13 protein-coding genes are annotated in these 15,060 nt (G+C 41.2%); 1 reads left to right on the top strand and 12 read right to left on the bottom strand.

Annotated elements, in window-relative coordinates:
- Positions 1-3: 3 nt before the first annotated feature.
- The 12 genes from pheT to PHEP_RS04075 form a co-directional block, all read right to left on the bottom strand.
- Entirely contained in the window at positions 4-2,403 is a 2,400-nt protein-coding gene (gene pheT, locus PHEP_RS04130; protein ID WP_012780993.1) for a phenylalanine--tRNA ligase subunit beta, read from the bottom strand.
- A gap of 51 nt (positions 2,404-2,454) precedes the next feature.
- Positions 2,455-2,658, bottom strand: coding sequence for a hypothetical protein (locus PHEP_RS04125; RefSeq protein ID WP_012780992.1), 204 nt, complete (start codon positions 2,656-2,658; stop codon positions 2,455-2,457).
- Positions 2,659-2,671: 13 nt separating this feature from the next.
- Complete coding sequence (locus PHEP_RS04120) at positions 2,672-4,063, bottom strand: radical SAM protein (protein WP_012780991.1); 1,392 nt, start codon at positions 4,061-4,063, stop codon at positions 2,672-2,674.
- Positions 4,060-4,794 (bottom strand): prolipoprotein diacylglyceryl transferase, encoded by a 735-nt coding sequence (locus PHEP_RS04115; RefSeq protein WP_012780990.1) that lies wholly within the window; start codon positions 4,792-4,794, stop codon positions 4,060-4,062. The genes PHEP_RS04120 and PHEP_RS04115 overlap by 4 nt, the downstream gene beginning before the upstream one ends.
- 12 nt (positions 4,795-4,806) lie before the next feature.
- Entirely contained in the window at positions 4,807-5,652 is an 846-nt protein-coding gene (locus PHEP_RS04110; RefSeq protein ID WP_012780989.1) for an endonuclease/exonuclease/phosphatase family protein, read from the bottom strand.
- 23 nt (positions 5,653-5,675) lie between these two features.
- On the bottom strand, positions 5,676-6,374 hold the full coding sequence (radC, locus tag PHEP_RS04105) for a RadC family protein (protein WP_012780988.1): 699 nt from the start codon (positions 6,372-6,374) through the stop codon (positions 5,676-5,678).
- 71 nt (positions 6,375-6,445) lie between these two features.
- Complete coding sequence (gene rpsT / locus PHEP_RS04100; RefSeq protein ID WP_012780987.1) at positions 6,446-6,700, bottom strand: 30S ribosomal protein S20; 255 nt, start codon at positions 6,698-6,700, stop codon at positions 6,446-6,448.
- A 141-nt stretch (positions 6,701-6,841) separates the two neighbouring features.
- Complete coding sequence (locus PHEP_RS04095) at positions 6,842-7,024, bottom strand: hypothetical protein (protein ID WP_012780986.1); 183 nt, start codon at positions 7,022-7,024, stop codon at positions 6,842-6,844.
- Positions 7,008-8,189, bottom strand: coding sequence for a PepSY-associated TM helix domain-containing protein (locus PHEP_RS04090; protein WP_012780985.1), 1,182 nt, complete (start codon positions 8,187-8,189; stop codon positions 7,008-7,010). The genes PHEP_RS04095 and PHEP_RS04090 overlap by 17 nt, the downstream gene beginning before the upstream one ends.
- Before the next feature lie 38 nt (positions 8,190-8,227).
- Positions 8,228-10,678, bottom strand: a complete 2,451-nt coding sequence (locus PHEP_RS04085) for a TonB-dependent receptor (RefSeq protein WP_012780984.1) — start codon at positions 10,676-10,678, stop codon at positions 8,228-8,230.
- Positions 10,679-10,843: 165 nt separating this feature from the next.
- Positions 10,844-11,431, bottom strand: a complete 588-nt coding sequence (locus tag PHEP_RS04080; RefSeq protein ID WP_012780983.1) for a GIN domain-containing protein — start codon at positions 11,429-11,431, stop codon at positions 10,844-10,846.
- A 235-nt stretch (positions 11,432-11,666) separates the two neighbouring features.
- A complete protein-coding gene (locus PHEP_RS04075; protein WP_012780982.1) occupies positions 11,667-12,407 on the bottom strand; it encodes a superoxide dismutase in 741 nt (246 codons plus the stop codon).
- A 256-nt stretch (positions 12,408-12,663) separates the two neighbouring features.
- Between PHEP_RS04075 and PHEP_RS04070 the strand changes: the two genes are divergently transcribed.
- A complete protein-coding gene (locus tag PHEP_RS04070; RefSeq protein WP_012780981.1) occupies positions 12,664-15,024 on the top strand; it encodes a glycoside hydrolase family 95 protein in 2,361 nt (786 codons plus the stop codon).
- Positions 15,025-15,060 lie beyond the last annotated feature (36 nt).

Genomic DNA, 15,060 nt, shown 5'->3' with positions numbered 1-15,060 from the left:
TTTTTATTTTCTAATTTCTGCATTAACTGTTTGTGCTAAGTTATGCATAATTTTTTGCATAACTGCATCAATCTGTTTATCGGTTAAGGTCTGCTCTTCATCCTGAAGTGTAAAGTTAAGGGCGTACGACTTTTTACCCGCCGGCAGTTTATCTCCGATGTATACATCAAATACCTGTACATTCCGGATCAGCTTCTTCTCGGTCTTAAATGCGATAGACTTTAACGTGTCAAACGTTACATCTGTATCCACCAGCATAGACAGATCTCTGCGTACTGCCGGGTATTTCGGCACTTCTTTATTTACAATTTTATTTTTCCTTACCAGGTCTAAAAGCAAAGCCCAGTCAAAATCTGCATAATAAACATCCTTATCTACATCGGCTTTCTTTTTATCTGCCGCTGTTGCCGCACCAAAGCTTACAAGCGTTTTATCCCCTCTGAAATACCTAAGCCCGAAAGCAAAACGCTCATCTTTTACTTCCTCCAGCTGATAAGTAGCAATACCCAAGCGACCAATAACAGCATCAACAGCAGCCTTTAAATGATAAAAACTAACCGGGGCCGGTTTTTGGTTCCATTGTTCGGCCTGGTTATTACCAGAAAGCAATATCAATAAACGCGGACGCTCTACGTATTTACCAGCTATTAAATGATAAGTTTTACCAAATTCATAAAACTTAATGTCGGCTGTTTTCCTGTTTTGGTTATAGGCAACACTTTCCAATGCAGGCATCAACAGTTCCTGACGCATTACGTTCAGGTCTGAACTTAAAGGGTTTAAGATCTGTACGGCTTCATCAGGAGCTTTTGAATAGGCCCCTTTAGTTAATGAATTGCACCAGATCTCTAAAAAGCCATTTGCAGTAAGCATATCTGCAATCACATGCTGTGTCTGCTCTTTATCAGGTTTCGAGCTGTAGGATAAGGAAGCATTTATTTTGCTTGGGATTTCGATATTGTTGTAACCGTAAATCCTGAGCACCTCCTCGGTAATGTCACATTCCCTTGTCACATCTACCTTAAAGGCAGGAACCTTCAGGCTAAGGCCATCTGCAGTTTCAGCTGCAACATGAATTCCTAGTGCAATGATAATGGCTTTAATTTCTTCAGCAGGAATTTCGGCACCGATTAACCTGTTGATATTGCTGTAATTTACATCTACCTCATAAGGTTTTACCGGTTCAGGATAAATATCAGAAACCGGGGAGGAGATTTTCCCATTCCCAAGTTCAGCGATGAGCAAAGCAGCACGCTTTAAAGCAACAACCGTCATATCCGGATCGGTACCACGCTCAAACCTGAAAGAAGCATCGGTTTTTAAACTATGTCTTTTCGAGGTTTTACGAACCGATACCGCATTAAAATAGGCGCTCTCTAAAAATATGTTGGTTGTGGTGTCGCTTATACCAGAGCTTTTTCCGCCAAAAACACCTGCAATACACATCGGCTCTTCCGCATTACAGATCATCAGGTCTTCTGCAGATAATTTGCGTTCTACACCGTCAAGTGTTACAAAAGGTGTTCCTGCTGCACATTTTTTCACAATAACTTTAGCTCCTTTGATCTGGTCTGCATCAAAAGCGTGAAGTGGCACACCAAGGTCGTGCAACACATAATTGGTAATGTCTACGATGTTATTGATTGGCCGGATACCGATTACTTTTAATTTATTCTGCAACCAGTCTGGTGATGCCTTAACAGTAACTCCACTAATGGTTACGCTACTGTACCTTGGGGCGGCAGCAGTATCTTCAACTTTAACGTCTATCAGCAAACTTTCCTCATCTGCCTTAAAGCCGGAAATATCAGGCATCCGGATGTCCGTACGGAAATAAGCAGCCAGGTCTCTGGCTACACCTAAATGCGATGCGGCATCAGCCCTGTTTGGGGTAAGGCCAATTTCATAAAGAAAATCATCTTCAAGCTTAAAATATACTTTAGCGGGGGTACCTACCTGTGCATCCTCCGGCAATACCATAATGCCATCATGAGAAATGCCCAAACCGATCTCGTCCTCGGCACAGATCATACCTTCAGAGACCTCTCCCCTTATTTTTGATTTATTGATCTTAAAAGGTTCCCCTTCATTCGGATAAACTGTAGTGCCCACTGTTGCAACTACTACCTTTTGGCCCTGGGCCACATTAGGAGCTCCACAAACAATCTGTAAAATTTCCGGTCCGCCAACATCAACTGTAGTTACCCGCAGGCGGTCGGCATTCGGATGCTGCACACAGCTCAGTACATGACCTATAACCAGCCCTTCCAATCCACCTGCAACAGCTTGTACTGTCTCAAGGCTCTCCACCTCCAAACCTATATTGGTCAATATTAATGAAAGTTCCTGTGGTGTTTGATCTGTTTGAATGAACTGTTTAAGCCAACTGTATGATATCTTCATTTTTTATGCTGTAAAACGCAAAGATATTATTTAATGCTGAAAGCAGAAAGCCTATCTGACACTAATACCACCAAGAATGGCAGCACATGCACCCACACCAATAACCAGCATGATGACTGAAGCGATCACCAATTTTAAGGCAGGCTTAACAGGCTTATTGTTTGCAGAAGCTACAATAATCTTAATAATCCCTATTAAAAAAATCACAGCAACAACAATCCAGTAAATCACAGATAATAAAACAATGCCTTCCATATGGTAAATATAATTAATTGAGATTTAATTTTTCACGGATGGTATCTATTTTATGATCACGGTAGAAAATGTTCATGGTCTCAAAAGGAATGATCTTCATCTTATCGCTCACAATGTGCACACATGATTTTTTAACGGCCCGCACGTCAAAATCAAGTGGATCCATAAAGTTCATGATGATAATCCTAAACAGGTTATTGTAATTTAAATGGTCCGACTGTACCCTCGGCAAACAGCACATCAGTTCACCAAAGGTACCTTCTGCACAATCAACTGAGACGCCCGTGCTGAACAAATTGAGCAGATGTTCTTTTAACCTTTCATCGTGTTCAAATACAATCGTGTTCTTTGAATTGTTCAGCAGGTCTTCCGGATTAACCAGATGTGTCATCGGGATCACTTCATCATCCAGCTTTAATGCATAGGCCATACAAAGGGCATCCGGGTTGCAGGGCACCGGAATCAGATCCTGAGGGGTAAATAAAGGATATTGCTCATAAATTTTCCGCCGTACTTCTGTCAAGGTGATCCTGCCCTGCTGGTCGTTATAATTGTCATTCCTTCCCGCAACTTGGGTTGGCTGAAAAGTTACCCCCCGCACGCATTTCTGCTTTAGGGCATAATTCAGAATATCGCCAATTTCATGATCATTTACCCCTTTCTGAAGAGTGACTACCAGGGTGGTCGATACATTAAACTGGTTTAAATGGTCGATTGCCTTTTTCCTTACTTCCGTTAAGTCCTCCCCACGCAATTTTTCCAGCACCTCAGCACTAAAACTGTCAAACTGCAGGTAAATCTCAAAATCGGGCATATAAGTTGCAAGCTTCTCTACAAAACCAATATCCTTCGCAATCCTGATCCCATTGGTATTCACCATCAGGTGCTTGATGGGCTTGGTTTTAGCCAGGTCCAATATCCTGAAAAAATCGGGATGTACAGTAGGCTCTCCACCGGAAAGTTGTACCACATCCGGTTCTCCTTCATTGGCCACCACTACATCCATCATTTTATTGATCTCTTCCAGGCTACGGTGCCGGCCATAATTTGGCGAAGACATGGCATAACAGGTCGGGCAGCTTAAATTACATCGGTCGGTTACCTCTATAATGGTTAAACAGGAATGCTGTTCATGATCTGTACAAAGGCCACAATCATAGGGACAGCCATAATGCACCTTTGTATTAAATTTTAAAGGCATTTCCGACTGTTTGTTATAATTCCTGATCTGTTTATAATATTCCACATCATCAGCAATCATTACCTTACTGTCACCATGCGTTCTGCAGTTCTTCAGCATAAATACCTTTGCGTCCTGAAACACAATTTTGGCATCACAGAGCTGTAAACATTCCGGGCACAAACTTTTGGTATAATCGTAATAAATATAATCTCTTACTTTCATAATTGTTTCACAATGCGGATGATGAATTTATAATAATACAGCAATATAAACAAAGCAGACCAATGGATGCTGCTTAAATTTAACACCAGCGACTGGTAAGACTTAATAAATTCAATACCAAAACGATACGAAAAATACAGTACCATAAATAGCTTGAAGCGGTCGCCATTCAGCAGCTCTTTCTTTCTTATCCCAATAAAAAAGAGGAGCAACAGCACCATATAAATCATTTCATATAGCGCTACAGGATGTCTTTTTAAGCCGTCCCCCAGGTCCATTCCCATAAAAAAAGAGGTTTCCTTGCCAAATACCGGCTCATCAACCCCCATCAGGAAACAACCTATCCGACCTATAAACAGTGCTACAATTATGGGAACAACATAAATATCACCTGAGGCTATTTTTACCCCGATGATCTTTTTGATCAGTTCAACCCCAAACAAACCGCCCAGCAAGCCCCCCACTATGGTTTTACTCTGGTATAAGGTAAAAAAGCTGATCTGCCTTATATGCGCGGGGTCTTCCAGTACAGCAACTATTCGCGAACCAATCAGGGCTCCAAGCATTGCACCTAACATAATCCACAACCGATCCTCATCAGAAATAGGATCTTTAATCCCTTTCTTTAAAAAATAGTAAAGCCGTACTCCCACAAAAAAGGCAATCACTTCAAAAATGTAGTGCCAGTGATAGGTTTCACCGAAAATAGTAAACTGAACAGGGAAAGTCAAAATACCAGCCTGTTACTTAAAAAACAGACGCGCCATGATAGGCAGGTGATCGGATGGATAGCGTTGGTTTTTACTATCGGTAAGCACGGCAAACTTTTGCACCTTAAAACCTCTATTTATAAAGATATAATCAATTTTCTCTTTAAGCGGGGCATTAAACTTAAAGCCGTTAAAGGTTCCCTCCGGCCCATAAGCTGGCTCTTCCGACACTTCTTTGCTATCCGTTAAAAAAGTTTTTATGGTAGTTATGGCTTCTGTTTCAGGTGTAACGTTTAGATCACCTGTTAAAACGACCGGCAAAGCTGGTGCAATTTCCTGGATCTTCTTTTTAATAAGTTTGGCCGATTCAATTCTGGCCTGTACACCAACATGGTCGTAATGGGTATTAAAAACCATAAATTCCTTCTTATTCCATTTGTCATATAGCCTGACCCAGGTACAGATCCTTACTATGGCTGCATCCCAGCCTTTAGATGGTTTTTCGGGCGTATCCGACAGCCAGAAGGTACCTCCATCCTTTTTAACAAATCTGGTTTTGTCAAAATAAACAGCAGAAAATTCCCCTTCACGTTTTCCGTCAGTGCGCCCTACACCGGCCATTTCGTAATTTGTATTTTCCAGCAACTGGTCTGCCTGCAAAGCCAGGGCCTCCTGCACACATAAAATATCGGCATCATGAAACCTTACGAGTGCCTTTACCTCATCTTTTCTGTTTGGCCAGGCATTCTCCCCATCTTTATCATTGTTATAACGAATGTTATAACTCATTACATTGATATAATCAGCGGGTTTCCGTTGGGCCTTTACCGTTACCACCAGCAACAGCATAGCCATACACAATTGAATCTTGATCTTCATAATGCCAATTTACAGCTTCAATGTTAAATTAAGCCCTCATCCCCAAAACTAAAAAATAATTTATTCGTTACAATCAGATGGTCAAGCACTGGTAAATCCAGCATTTTACCGGCTTCAACCATTTTTTTAGTGATGCTCAGGTCCTGCGCACTCGGCTTCAGGTTGCCCGAAGGATGGTTGTGTGCCAGAATAATAGAAGTGGCATTATGTTCCAGCGCAGTTTTAAAGATAACCTTCGGATCTGCTACTGTACCGGCCATTCCACCCTTGCTGATCAGCTGTTTGCCGATGATATAATTGGCCTGGTTTAAGATCAATATCCAAAACTCCTCATGGTTCAGGTCGGCAAATACCGGAATCAAAGCTTCAAAGGCATCTTTTGAAGAAAACACTTTAACCACATCCCGCCCTTCGGTTTCTTTTCTTCTCCGGCCCAGCTCCAAAGCCGCCACTATGGAAATTGCTTTTGCCCCGCCAATCCCTTTAAACTTAGAAAGGTCTTTTACCGAGGCCTTACCCAAGGCGTCCAGGTCGTTATTATAAAACAAAAGCACCCGCTTACTCAGGTCAACCGCCGTTTCGTTCTTATTACCCGAACCGATTAAAATGGCTATCAACTCTGCATCGGTAAGGTGCCGCCTTCCATTCAGCAATAATTTTTCTCGGGGCCTGTCGGCTTCTGCCCATAGTTTAATACCTAATTTCTCCGTATATGGCTTCATTTTTAATTTCTTAGAACAAAAAAAACGGGATATGCAATGCATATCCCGTTTATCATATTGTAAAACTATGTTTATTTTAAGCCATTAACAAATTTAGTCAGCTTAGATTTATTGTTAGCTGCTTTGTTTTTATGGATCACATTCTTTTTGGCCAAACGATCCAGCATAGAAACTACTTTAGGAAGTAATTCTAATCCTGTTTTTTTATCTTCTGCAGCACGCAATCTTTTGATAAACGTACGCGTTGTTTTTGCCTGATACCTGTTACGTAAACGTTTAGCTGCGTTAGCTCTAATTCTTTTTAGTGAAGATTTATGATTTGCCATTTTTTGTTCTTAATATTTTAATTCAGGCTTACGCCCTTTTATTGTTCTAATTTTCGGACTGCAAATATAGAATTAATGTTTTTAAAATGCAAAAGCATTATGCAAATATTTTTTTGTCTGTAGAAAAACATACCATGTCCGCTATTTAAAAAACCTTAGCCCATACCTGACCATGATGTAAACCGGAATACTTAGTGCCGTCCATGAAAAAACATGCCATATGCCTATACCCATTATAGCCAGCAACAGACCTATAAAGGTGATCACCGACAACAAAACAGGGACACCCCATACTTTAAAAAACGATCTATTTTTTTTCTGCATTTTCATGAACGGTTGATAAAGTTAACGATCCGGATTCCCCCGTCAGTCTTTTCAGCTGTGCGGACCTCGATTTGCGCCTGGCAAGCCAGAGATAAATCCCTGAAATCAATACGATAATGGTAGCGATATCAAAAATAGCCCAAAGCACCTTCATAGGCATTCCCCCATAATCGCCAAAATGAAAAGGCTGAGAGATAAAGATTGTTTTCAGGTACCAGGGAAGATCACGAATAGCTGTCAGCTCCCCTGTTTTGGCATCTATTAAAGCGGGCTTAATGATCCTTGAAGTTAAGGGAGTAGTCCCTGTCATGTACACCGCATAATGATATTTACTGGAATATAGCGTACCCGGATAAGCTACAAAAGACACATCCATGCCGGGCGCTGCAGCCTTAGCTGTTTTAACAGCTGCATCCAGGGAACTTAATGTGCCTGTTACCTTTGGTTTATCCTTGTATCCGGCAACCATTTCAGCAAGCTGACTTGCCTTCCATCTGTCCAGTGCCGGATCTACCAGTGTATTGATCACTCCCGTAAGCCCTACAACCGATGCCCAGGCCAGTGTTACAATTCCAAGCAGGTTATGCAGGTCCAGCCATCTCAACCTTAATGATTTCTCCGTACGGATCATACCAAAATCAAAACGCCTCATGATCGGACCGTATAACACCACACCCGAAACGATGGCCACAATAAAAAGTAAGCCCATTAAACCCAGAAAAAGTTTACCGGGTATACCTGCCAGCATTTCAACATGGAGGTAATACATCACCAGCATGAAGTCCATTTCATTAGGCGGCGTGGCCATTACCTTTGCCGTATACTCATTCATTGTCAAATAATGGTCGGCCTGAACAGGTGCCTCACTTGAGTCTGCCACCACAACAAACATCTGACCAGGGTGCTCCTTCAGGTCCCATGACACATACTTCACCGCCTTTACGGGCACCTGTTTTACAGCCTCTTCCAGCACAACATCTTTCGAAATTGCCGGTGTTCCGGGCGCAACGGCAGGCAATTCCAGTTCCCTGCCCAGCAAATGGTCAATTTCCTCATAAAATATAAGCGGCAAACCCGTCAGGCACAGCATGAGCAAAAAGACCGTACATATCAGACTGGTCCATTTATGAACATCAAACCACTTCTTTATTGTTTTAGCTTTCATATGTACACGATAGGAACATGGATTATGTAATATTCTAATTAAAACTTGTAAGCAAAACTAGCAGCAAAGTTTCTTGGTTTCTGCGGGTTAACAGACCAGTAACCAATATAGTAATCTTCGTTGGTCAGGTTGTTCATATTAAAAGTAAACCTGTATTTATCTGAATTATAAAATAAACTGGCATTGATCAGGGTATAACCTGGCAATTCAAAAACTCCCGTTACACTATTGTCTATTACTTTATATACCCCGGCATAGTTTCCGCCTAACCCAATACCAAAGTCTTTCAATTTGCCATAGCCAAATTTATAGGTGGCCCATAAATTGGCCAGGTCCTGAGGGCCTTGTCCGCCCGGACTTCTGCCCACCTCGTTGTAAAAATCTGTAGGCGTACCTGTATTACCTTTAAGCACCTTAATGCTCGAATGGCTAACTCCTGCAATCACATTAAAACCAGGAAAAGGATTTGCACTTAAATCAAAATCAAAACCTTTACTTCCTGTTTTTCCACCTTGCACAGCAGTAATGGGCGTATCATAAACCCTGTTTGATACCTTAATGTCATATACAGAGAAAGTGGCAAACAACTTATCAGCAAACAGATTGGCTTTCACACCAAATTCCCATTGGTTGGCCTGTTCCGGCTTAAATGACCTTACGCCCTGGCTTACTTTATTATCATCAAATACTTCACGTGGATTTACATTAAAAAATGCGTTCATATAATTCGCAAAAACAGATACCTTATCCAGAACAGGCTGAAAAACCACGCCAAATTTAGGCGACAGCGTCAACTGGTGATAAGCATCTGTAGGATCTTTAGGCTTGTTGATATCGCCTTTAGAATCAAAATAATCCATCCTAAGGCTAGCCATTACACTTAACGAAGGGGTAAAATTAAGCACGTTCGATACATAAGCACTAGATATACTGTTTTTAATATTGGTGTGGCTTCCACCCCCGGCCTCTGCCAATGCTTTGTCTACCACCGCCTGGGTTAAAAATACCGGGTCAATTTCATGGCCATCTTTATCAAGTTCAACTTCGCTGCTTTGAGGAGTAATCTGTCTTACAGCTGCCCATCCAGAGCCATTGTCAATCACATTGCGGCTGTAATAATCCAGGCCTATCAACAGCCGGTTTCTCAGGTTTCCGATCTTAAAATCAGCATTAAAATTTTGCTGTATGTCTGTGGTATTGGTAGTTTGCTGTTCTTTGTGGAAATACTGGTCAAAATAATTATCCCTGTTGGCACCTCCTGTCTCCAGATATGCGTCATCCCAGATATAGGTATAATAGCCATCTGATTTTACATTTCCTCTGGAAATCACAGTTTGTGAGGTCCAGTGATCCGACAATTTGTACAGCATCTGGCCCTGAAGGTTATACCTCGGATTCTTTATCCCAACATCATTACTGGTAAAAGAGAGGTTCCTGTTCAGGTTCAACTCCTTCAGGTTTTTAAAAATGAGTGTAGTGTCTCTATTGGAGTTGAAAAATACCGGTGCAACTGCCCTTTCTTCTTGCAAAATCTCAGTAAAAACATGAAAAGAAAGCCGGTCATTCACCTCATAAGCTAAACTCGGCGCAATGTAAAAAGATTTTTTAAACCCTGCATCCTGGAAACTATTTTCTGTATGGTAGGCCGTGTTTACACGCAGTGCTATTTTTTCCGTTTTACTCAAAGGCGCATTAATGTCTGCCGTAATCCGGTTTAATCCAAAACTTCCAAAATTGTAGGCCACTTCCCCACCAAAGTGATCATAAGGTTTTTTGGTAATGGTATTGATGATCCCGCCATAGCCATAAAAGCTTGCGCCAAATAAGGTACCTGAAGGGCCTTTCATTACCTGTATATCTTCTACACTGGCAGGATCCAGGTTACCGCTGGTTAAGCCCGGCAACCCATTGATCAGGCTTGGCTGTGCTTCAAAACCACGTAAGGCAAAATAAGAGGCGCCATCACCACCCCTTCCTGTAGATTCCCACGTTCTCGATATCCCAGGGATGTTCCGCATCGCATCATCATAGTTACTAATGGCTTGTTGTTTCAATATTTCTGAAGAAACAGAACTATACACCTGTGGGTTTTCCAGGTTTTTTAGAGGCATTTTTGCTATCGAAGCTGTTACTTTATTTACATTTCTTGAAGATATGATCACTTCTTGCAACTGATCCGAATTTTCGTTCAGGATAAAGTCGGCTGCTGTTGCTTCACCGGTTCTCACTTCAACCGTCTGTTCCTGTTTTAACAAACCGATAAATGTTGCAATTAAGCTATATGTACCCGGCTTAATGCCCTTTAGCTGATACGCTCCCCTTTTATCGGTCAACGCTGTTTTTCCTGTGCCTTTAATGTTTACCGTCACCAGTTCAGCTGGCTTTCCATCTGAAGTTTTTACGGAACCTTTGATATTTCCTGTTTGTGCAAAGGACAGACTTGCAGAAAGTAAGACCAAGGCTATACAATTGGTAATGATTTTTATCATGGTGAATATTGTTTGATTGGCACAAACCTACTATTTAAAACAATTCTAAACAACACTATTTAAAATTAATCCAGATAAAATTAATTCATGGCAATAAAATAAAAAAGCGGCAGATTTTCACCTGCCGCTTTATACTTACCCGCTCTATCCACTCATCTTATCTAATTACAATCTACTTTTAACTGCCAGTGCCAGCAGTGTATCTTGCTGATTTACACCCAGACATACAAAATTATCAAACCTCACATTTTTCGGGTTACTGGCAATTAAAGTATGCTGATCTGTCGTGCCACTCATTCTTAATTTGGCATCGTCACTTATATTGGTGTACAAACTCCCTGTTACAGCATTTACTTTTGCAACAGCACTCTGGCTTAATATCACCTGCAAACATTTTAAATTAAAATTGTTATCTGTAACCACTACTGCCATTCCCGCCGCCTGTATCCTAAGCAGATCTTTCATAGCAACCCTGATGATCACCTGCTGACGCTCGAAAGAATTGACATATAATGTTTCTCCCTTACTCAACACTGATGTTTTTTCAGCGTTAAAGTCCTCACCTACAAATACGCCTTCTTTTTCACTTTGTGTCAATATGATTTTAACGTTTCCGCTCACCCATATTTTTTTAAATCCTTTGGCAGGTTTTACAAGCTCTATTTTACCTGCAGCTAAGGTTGCTATAGATGAAGAGGTTAAAAGTATTGCTGCGAATACTGTTGCGAATAATGTTTTTGTAAGGGTTTTCATAATTTATGTTTTAAGGTTTTTCCTAATTGTTTGTAATTAAGACCACATCAACAGCAAAACGTTTCAGCCTCTTCTGTCGCATTATACCAGCTATCTAAACCTCACGACAAACTCCCGAAACTTCTCGACAAACCCGAAACATAACCGACAAAAACCAAGGCTTTCTTAGGGTAAAAACAAAAGGGCCAGACATAAAAATGCCCAGCCCTTTTGTTTGAAGCTAAATTAGCTTATGTTATTTTAACCTTTTTGCTACTACATCCCAATCTACTACATTCCACCAGTTAGAAATATAATCCGGACGTTTATTCTGATATTTTAAATAGTAAGCATGTTCCCAAACATCAAGTCCCAGCAAAGGTGTACCTTTTACCTCTGCATTGTCAAATAAAGGATTGTCCTGATTGGCTGTGGAAGTAATTTTTAAAGTTCCTTTATCATTTACCAGCCAGGCCCACCCAGAGCCAAAACGCGAAGCTGCAGCTGCCGAAAACTGTTCTTTAAATTTATCATAAGAACCAAAGGTTTTATCTATAGCAGCTTTCAGTTTTCCCTGCGGGCCGGCCGAAGGGCCTGATTTTAATGTTTCAAAAAAGAAATTATGGTTCCAGGCACCACCACCATTGTTACGTGCCTTGGCCGAAAGTTTGGAAGCATTGTCAAAAAATTCTTTTTCTGTTGCATAAGGTATATTTTCAGCTGCAATGGCATCGTTTACATTCTTAATATAAGCCGTATGGTGCTTGGTATAATGAATTTCCATAGTTAACGCATCAATATTAGGCTCTAAAGCATTGTATGCATATTTTAAAGGAAGCTGCGTAAACTTCAATGCAGCACCTGTATATTTTTCTTCAGCAGCAAGGCCCGCAGCCGCAGCAGTGCCCCCTTCTAACAGAACAGGTGTCCCTATGGCAACAGCCAAAGAAGCAGTTAATGTATTTTTAATAAAATTTCTACGCGTGTTTGTTTCCATGATCAATATATTTATGGGTATAAAACAAAGTAACTTTATTTTACAGTAAAATGTTCTTTGATCTTATAATTTTTACAAAACATCAGCAATATTTTCCAAAAGCATTCTAATTTAAACACCCTGATTTTACCCCGGCAAACCTAAAAATGAAATGAGTACCAGTTTTGCATTGGGTTCTATAGTAATAATGGGTATTTTAACAGCGGTTTATACCATTTCGATCATAGGACCAATAAAATACCTTAAATTATAGAAGATGATTAATCGGATTCACCTGATAATTACAGCAATTACCTTATTTGTTGGAATAGAAAATCCAGCTTCCGCACAATCTGATCACCTCCTCTGGTACAACAAACCTGCTCAATTTTTTGAAGAAACTATGGTGCTTGGCAATGGCAAGCTTGGTGCGGCAGTATTTGGAGGTATAAAATCTGATAAGATCTTTTTGAACGATGCAACCCTTTGGTCTGGAGAACCCGTAAATCCATATATGAACCCTGAGGCTTATAAGCAAATTCCGTCAATAAGAGAGGCACTTAAAAACGAAAATTACAAACTTGCAAACGAACTGAACAGGAAAGTACAGGGCGCTTTCTCCCAGTCCTATGCACCTTTAGGTACTATGCACATTAAATTTAACCATACCGACTCTGCATCCATGTACCGCCGAGAACTGGATATCAGTAAATCCCTTTCAAAAATAACATATAATGTATCGGGAGTCACTTTTACAAGAGAATACTTTATTTCAAAACCAGCCAGGGTAATGATGATAAAACTTACCAGTAGTAAGAAGGGGGCCTTGAGCTTCAATGTCGATTTTGAAAGCCTTTTAAAATTTGAAATAACAAACCAGGGAAACACGCTGAGGGTTAAAGGTTATGCCCCCTATCATGCAGAACCTGTATATAGGGGCAACATCGCAAATTCAGTAAAGTTTGACGAAAACCGCGGCACCCGTTTCAGCAGTCTTTTCCGTATTAAAAATACAGATGGACAAGTCATTATACAGCATGGATCTATAGGGTTAAAAAATGGTACTGAAGCAATCCTATACATCGCTATTGAAACTAGTTTTAATGGATTTGATAAAAATCCTGCCACTGAAGGCAAAAGTGATGCCTTACTGGCCGACAGCTGTTTAAAAAAGGTTGTCCCAGTCAACTATGAGTCCGTAAAGCATGCCCACATCAACGATTATCAAAATTATTTTAACCGGGTTAGCTTCAATCTGGGAAAAACAAATGCTCCTGAACTACCCACTGATGAACGGCTGAAACGATATGCAGAAGGAAAAGAAGACAAAAACCTTGAGATCCTTTATTTTCAGTTTGGCCGCTACCTGCTTATATCCAGCTCCAGAACAGCCGGTGTACCCGCTAACTTGCAGGGCATCTGGAACCCTTACATCAGGCCACCCTGGAGCAGCAACTACACCACCAACATCAACCTGCAGGAAAACTACTGGCTGGCAGAAAACACCAACCTTTCTGAACTTCATGAACCATTGATGAAATTTATAGGGCATGTGGCCCATACCGGTAAGGTAACGGCAAAAACATTCTACGGTGTTGAGGGCTGGGCACTTTGCCACAATAGTGATATATGGGCAATGAGCAATCCGGTTGGGGGCTTTGGCCAGGGCGATCCGGTCTGGGCAAACTGGAATATGGGCGGTACCTGGCTTAGCACACATTTATGGGAGCATTATATATTTACGCTTGACAAGAATTTTTTAAAACAAAAGGCATACCCCCTGATGAAAGGTGCTGCCCGGTTTTGCCTGAACTGGTTGGTAAAAGACAAAAAAGGAAACCTGATCACCTCACCCTCAACCTCACCGGAAGCGAGCTTTATTACAGCAGATGGTTCTAAAGGTTCAACATTGTATGGTGGAACTGCCGACCTTGCGATGATCAGAGAATGTTTCCTGCAAACCATCAGGGCATCGCAAATTTTAGGTACAGATATCACTTTCAGAAAGGAAGTTGAATCTGCACTCAGGCAACTTCAGCCCTATCAGGTCGGGAAAAACGGCAATTTACAGGAGTGGTATTACGACTGGGACGATGCCGATCCAAAACATAGGCATCAGTCTCATTTATTTGGTCTGTTTCCCGGACACCATATCACGCCCGGGTTAACCCCTGAGCTGGCAAATGCCTGTAAAAAAACACTGCAAATTAAAGGAGACGAAACAACAGGTTGGTCTAAAGGATGGCGGATCAATCTTTGGGCGCGGTTACTTGATGGAAATCATGCCTACCAGATGTACCGTACTTTATTGAGCTATGTAGATCCTGATCAATATAAGGGCCCTGATAAAAAGACAGGAGGAGGCACTTATCCTAACCTGCTGGATGCACATCCCCCCTTCCAGATAGATGGAAATTTTGGTGGGGCAGCTGCTGTAGCCGAGATGCTGGTGCAATCAAACGAAAACCAGATCAGACTGCTTCCTGCACTTCCTGATGCCTGGGATACCGGAAAAATTAAGGGCATCTGTGCCCGCGGAGGTTTTGAGATCGAGATGGAGTGGCAAAACAAGTCAGTAAAAAAATATACCATCACTCAAAAAAAGGAGGAAAGACACAATTGGTCTATAACGGAGTAAAAAAAGAAATTCAGCTTAAACCTGGAGGCAGTTTAA

It is taken from the genome of Pedobacter heparinus DSM 2366 (assembly GCF_000023825.1).
Lineage (GTDB): Bacteria > Bacteroidota > Bacteroidia > Sphingobacteriales > Sphingobacteriaceae > Pedobacter > Pedobacter heparinus.
The sequence above is the reverse complement of the archived record's forward strand: the minus strand, read 5'-3'. Positions and strand labels throughout refer to the sequence as shown.

Coding starts and splice junctions, on each gene's coding strand:
- PHEP_RS04090 (WP_012780985.1), bottom strand. CDS start 8,189: ATGAAAGCTAAAACAATAAAGAAGTGGTTTGATGTTCATAAATGGACC.
- PHEP_RS04095 (WP_012780986.1), bottom strand. CDS start 7,024: ATGCAGAAAAAAAATAGATCGTTTTTTAAAGTATGGGGTGTCCCTGTT.
- PHEP_RS04085 (WP_012780984.1), bottom strand. CDS start 10,678: ATGATAAAAATCATTACCAATTGTATAGCCTTGGTCTTACTTTCTGCA.
- PHEP_RS04110 (WP_012780989.1), bottom strand. CDS start 5,652: ATGAAGATCAAGATTCAATTGTGTATGGCTATGCTGTTGCTGGTGGTA.
- PHEP_RS04075 (WP_012780982.1), bottom strand. CDS start 12,407: ATGGAAACAAACACGCGTAGAAATTTTATTAAAAATACATTAACTGCT.
- radC (WP_012780988.1), bottom strand. CDS start 6,374: ATGAAGCCATATACGGAGAAATTAGGTATTAAACTATGGGCAGAAGCC.
- pheT (WP_012780993.1), bottom strand. CDS start 2,403: ATGAAGATATCATACAGTTGGCTTAAACAGTTCATTCAAACAGATCAA.
- rpsT (WP_012780987.1), bottom strand. CDS start 6,700: ATGGCAAATCATAAATCTTCACTAAAAAGAATTAGAGCTAACGCAGCT.
- PHEP_RS04120 (WP_012780991.1), bottom strand. CDS start 4,063: ATGAAAGTAAGAGATTATATTTATTACGATTATACCAAAAGTTTGTGC.
- PHEP_RS04070 (WP_012780981.1), top strand. CDS start 12,664: ATGATTAATCGGATTCACCTGATAATTACAGCAATTACCTTATTTGTT.
- PHEP_RS04125 (WP_012780992.1), bottom strand. CDS start 2,658: ATGGAAGGCATTGTTTTATTATCTGTGATTTACTGGATTGTTGTTGCT.
- PHEP_RS04080 (WP_012780983.1), bottom strand. CDS start 11,431: ATGAAAACCCTTACAAAAACATTATTCGCAACAGTATTCGCAGCAATA.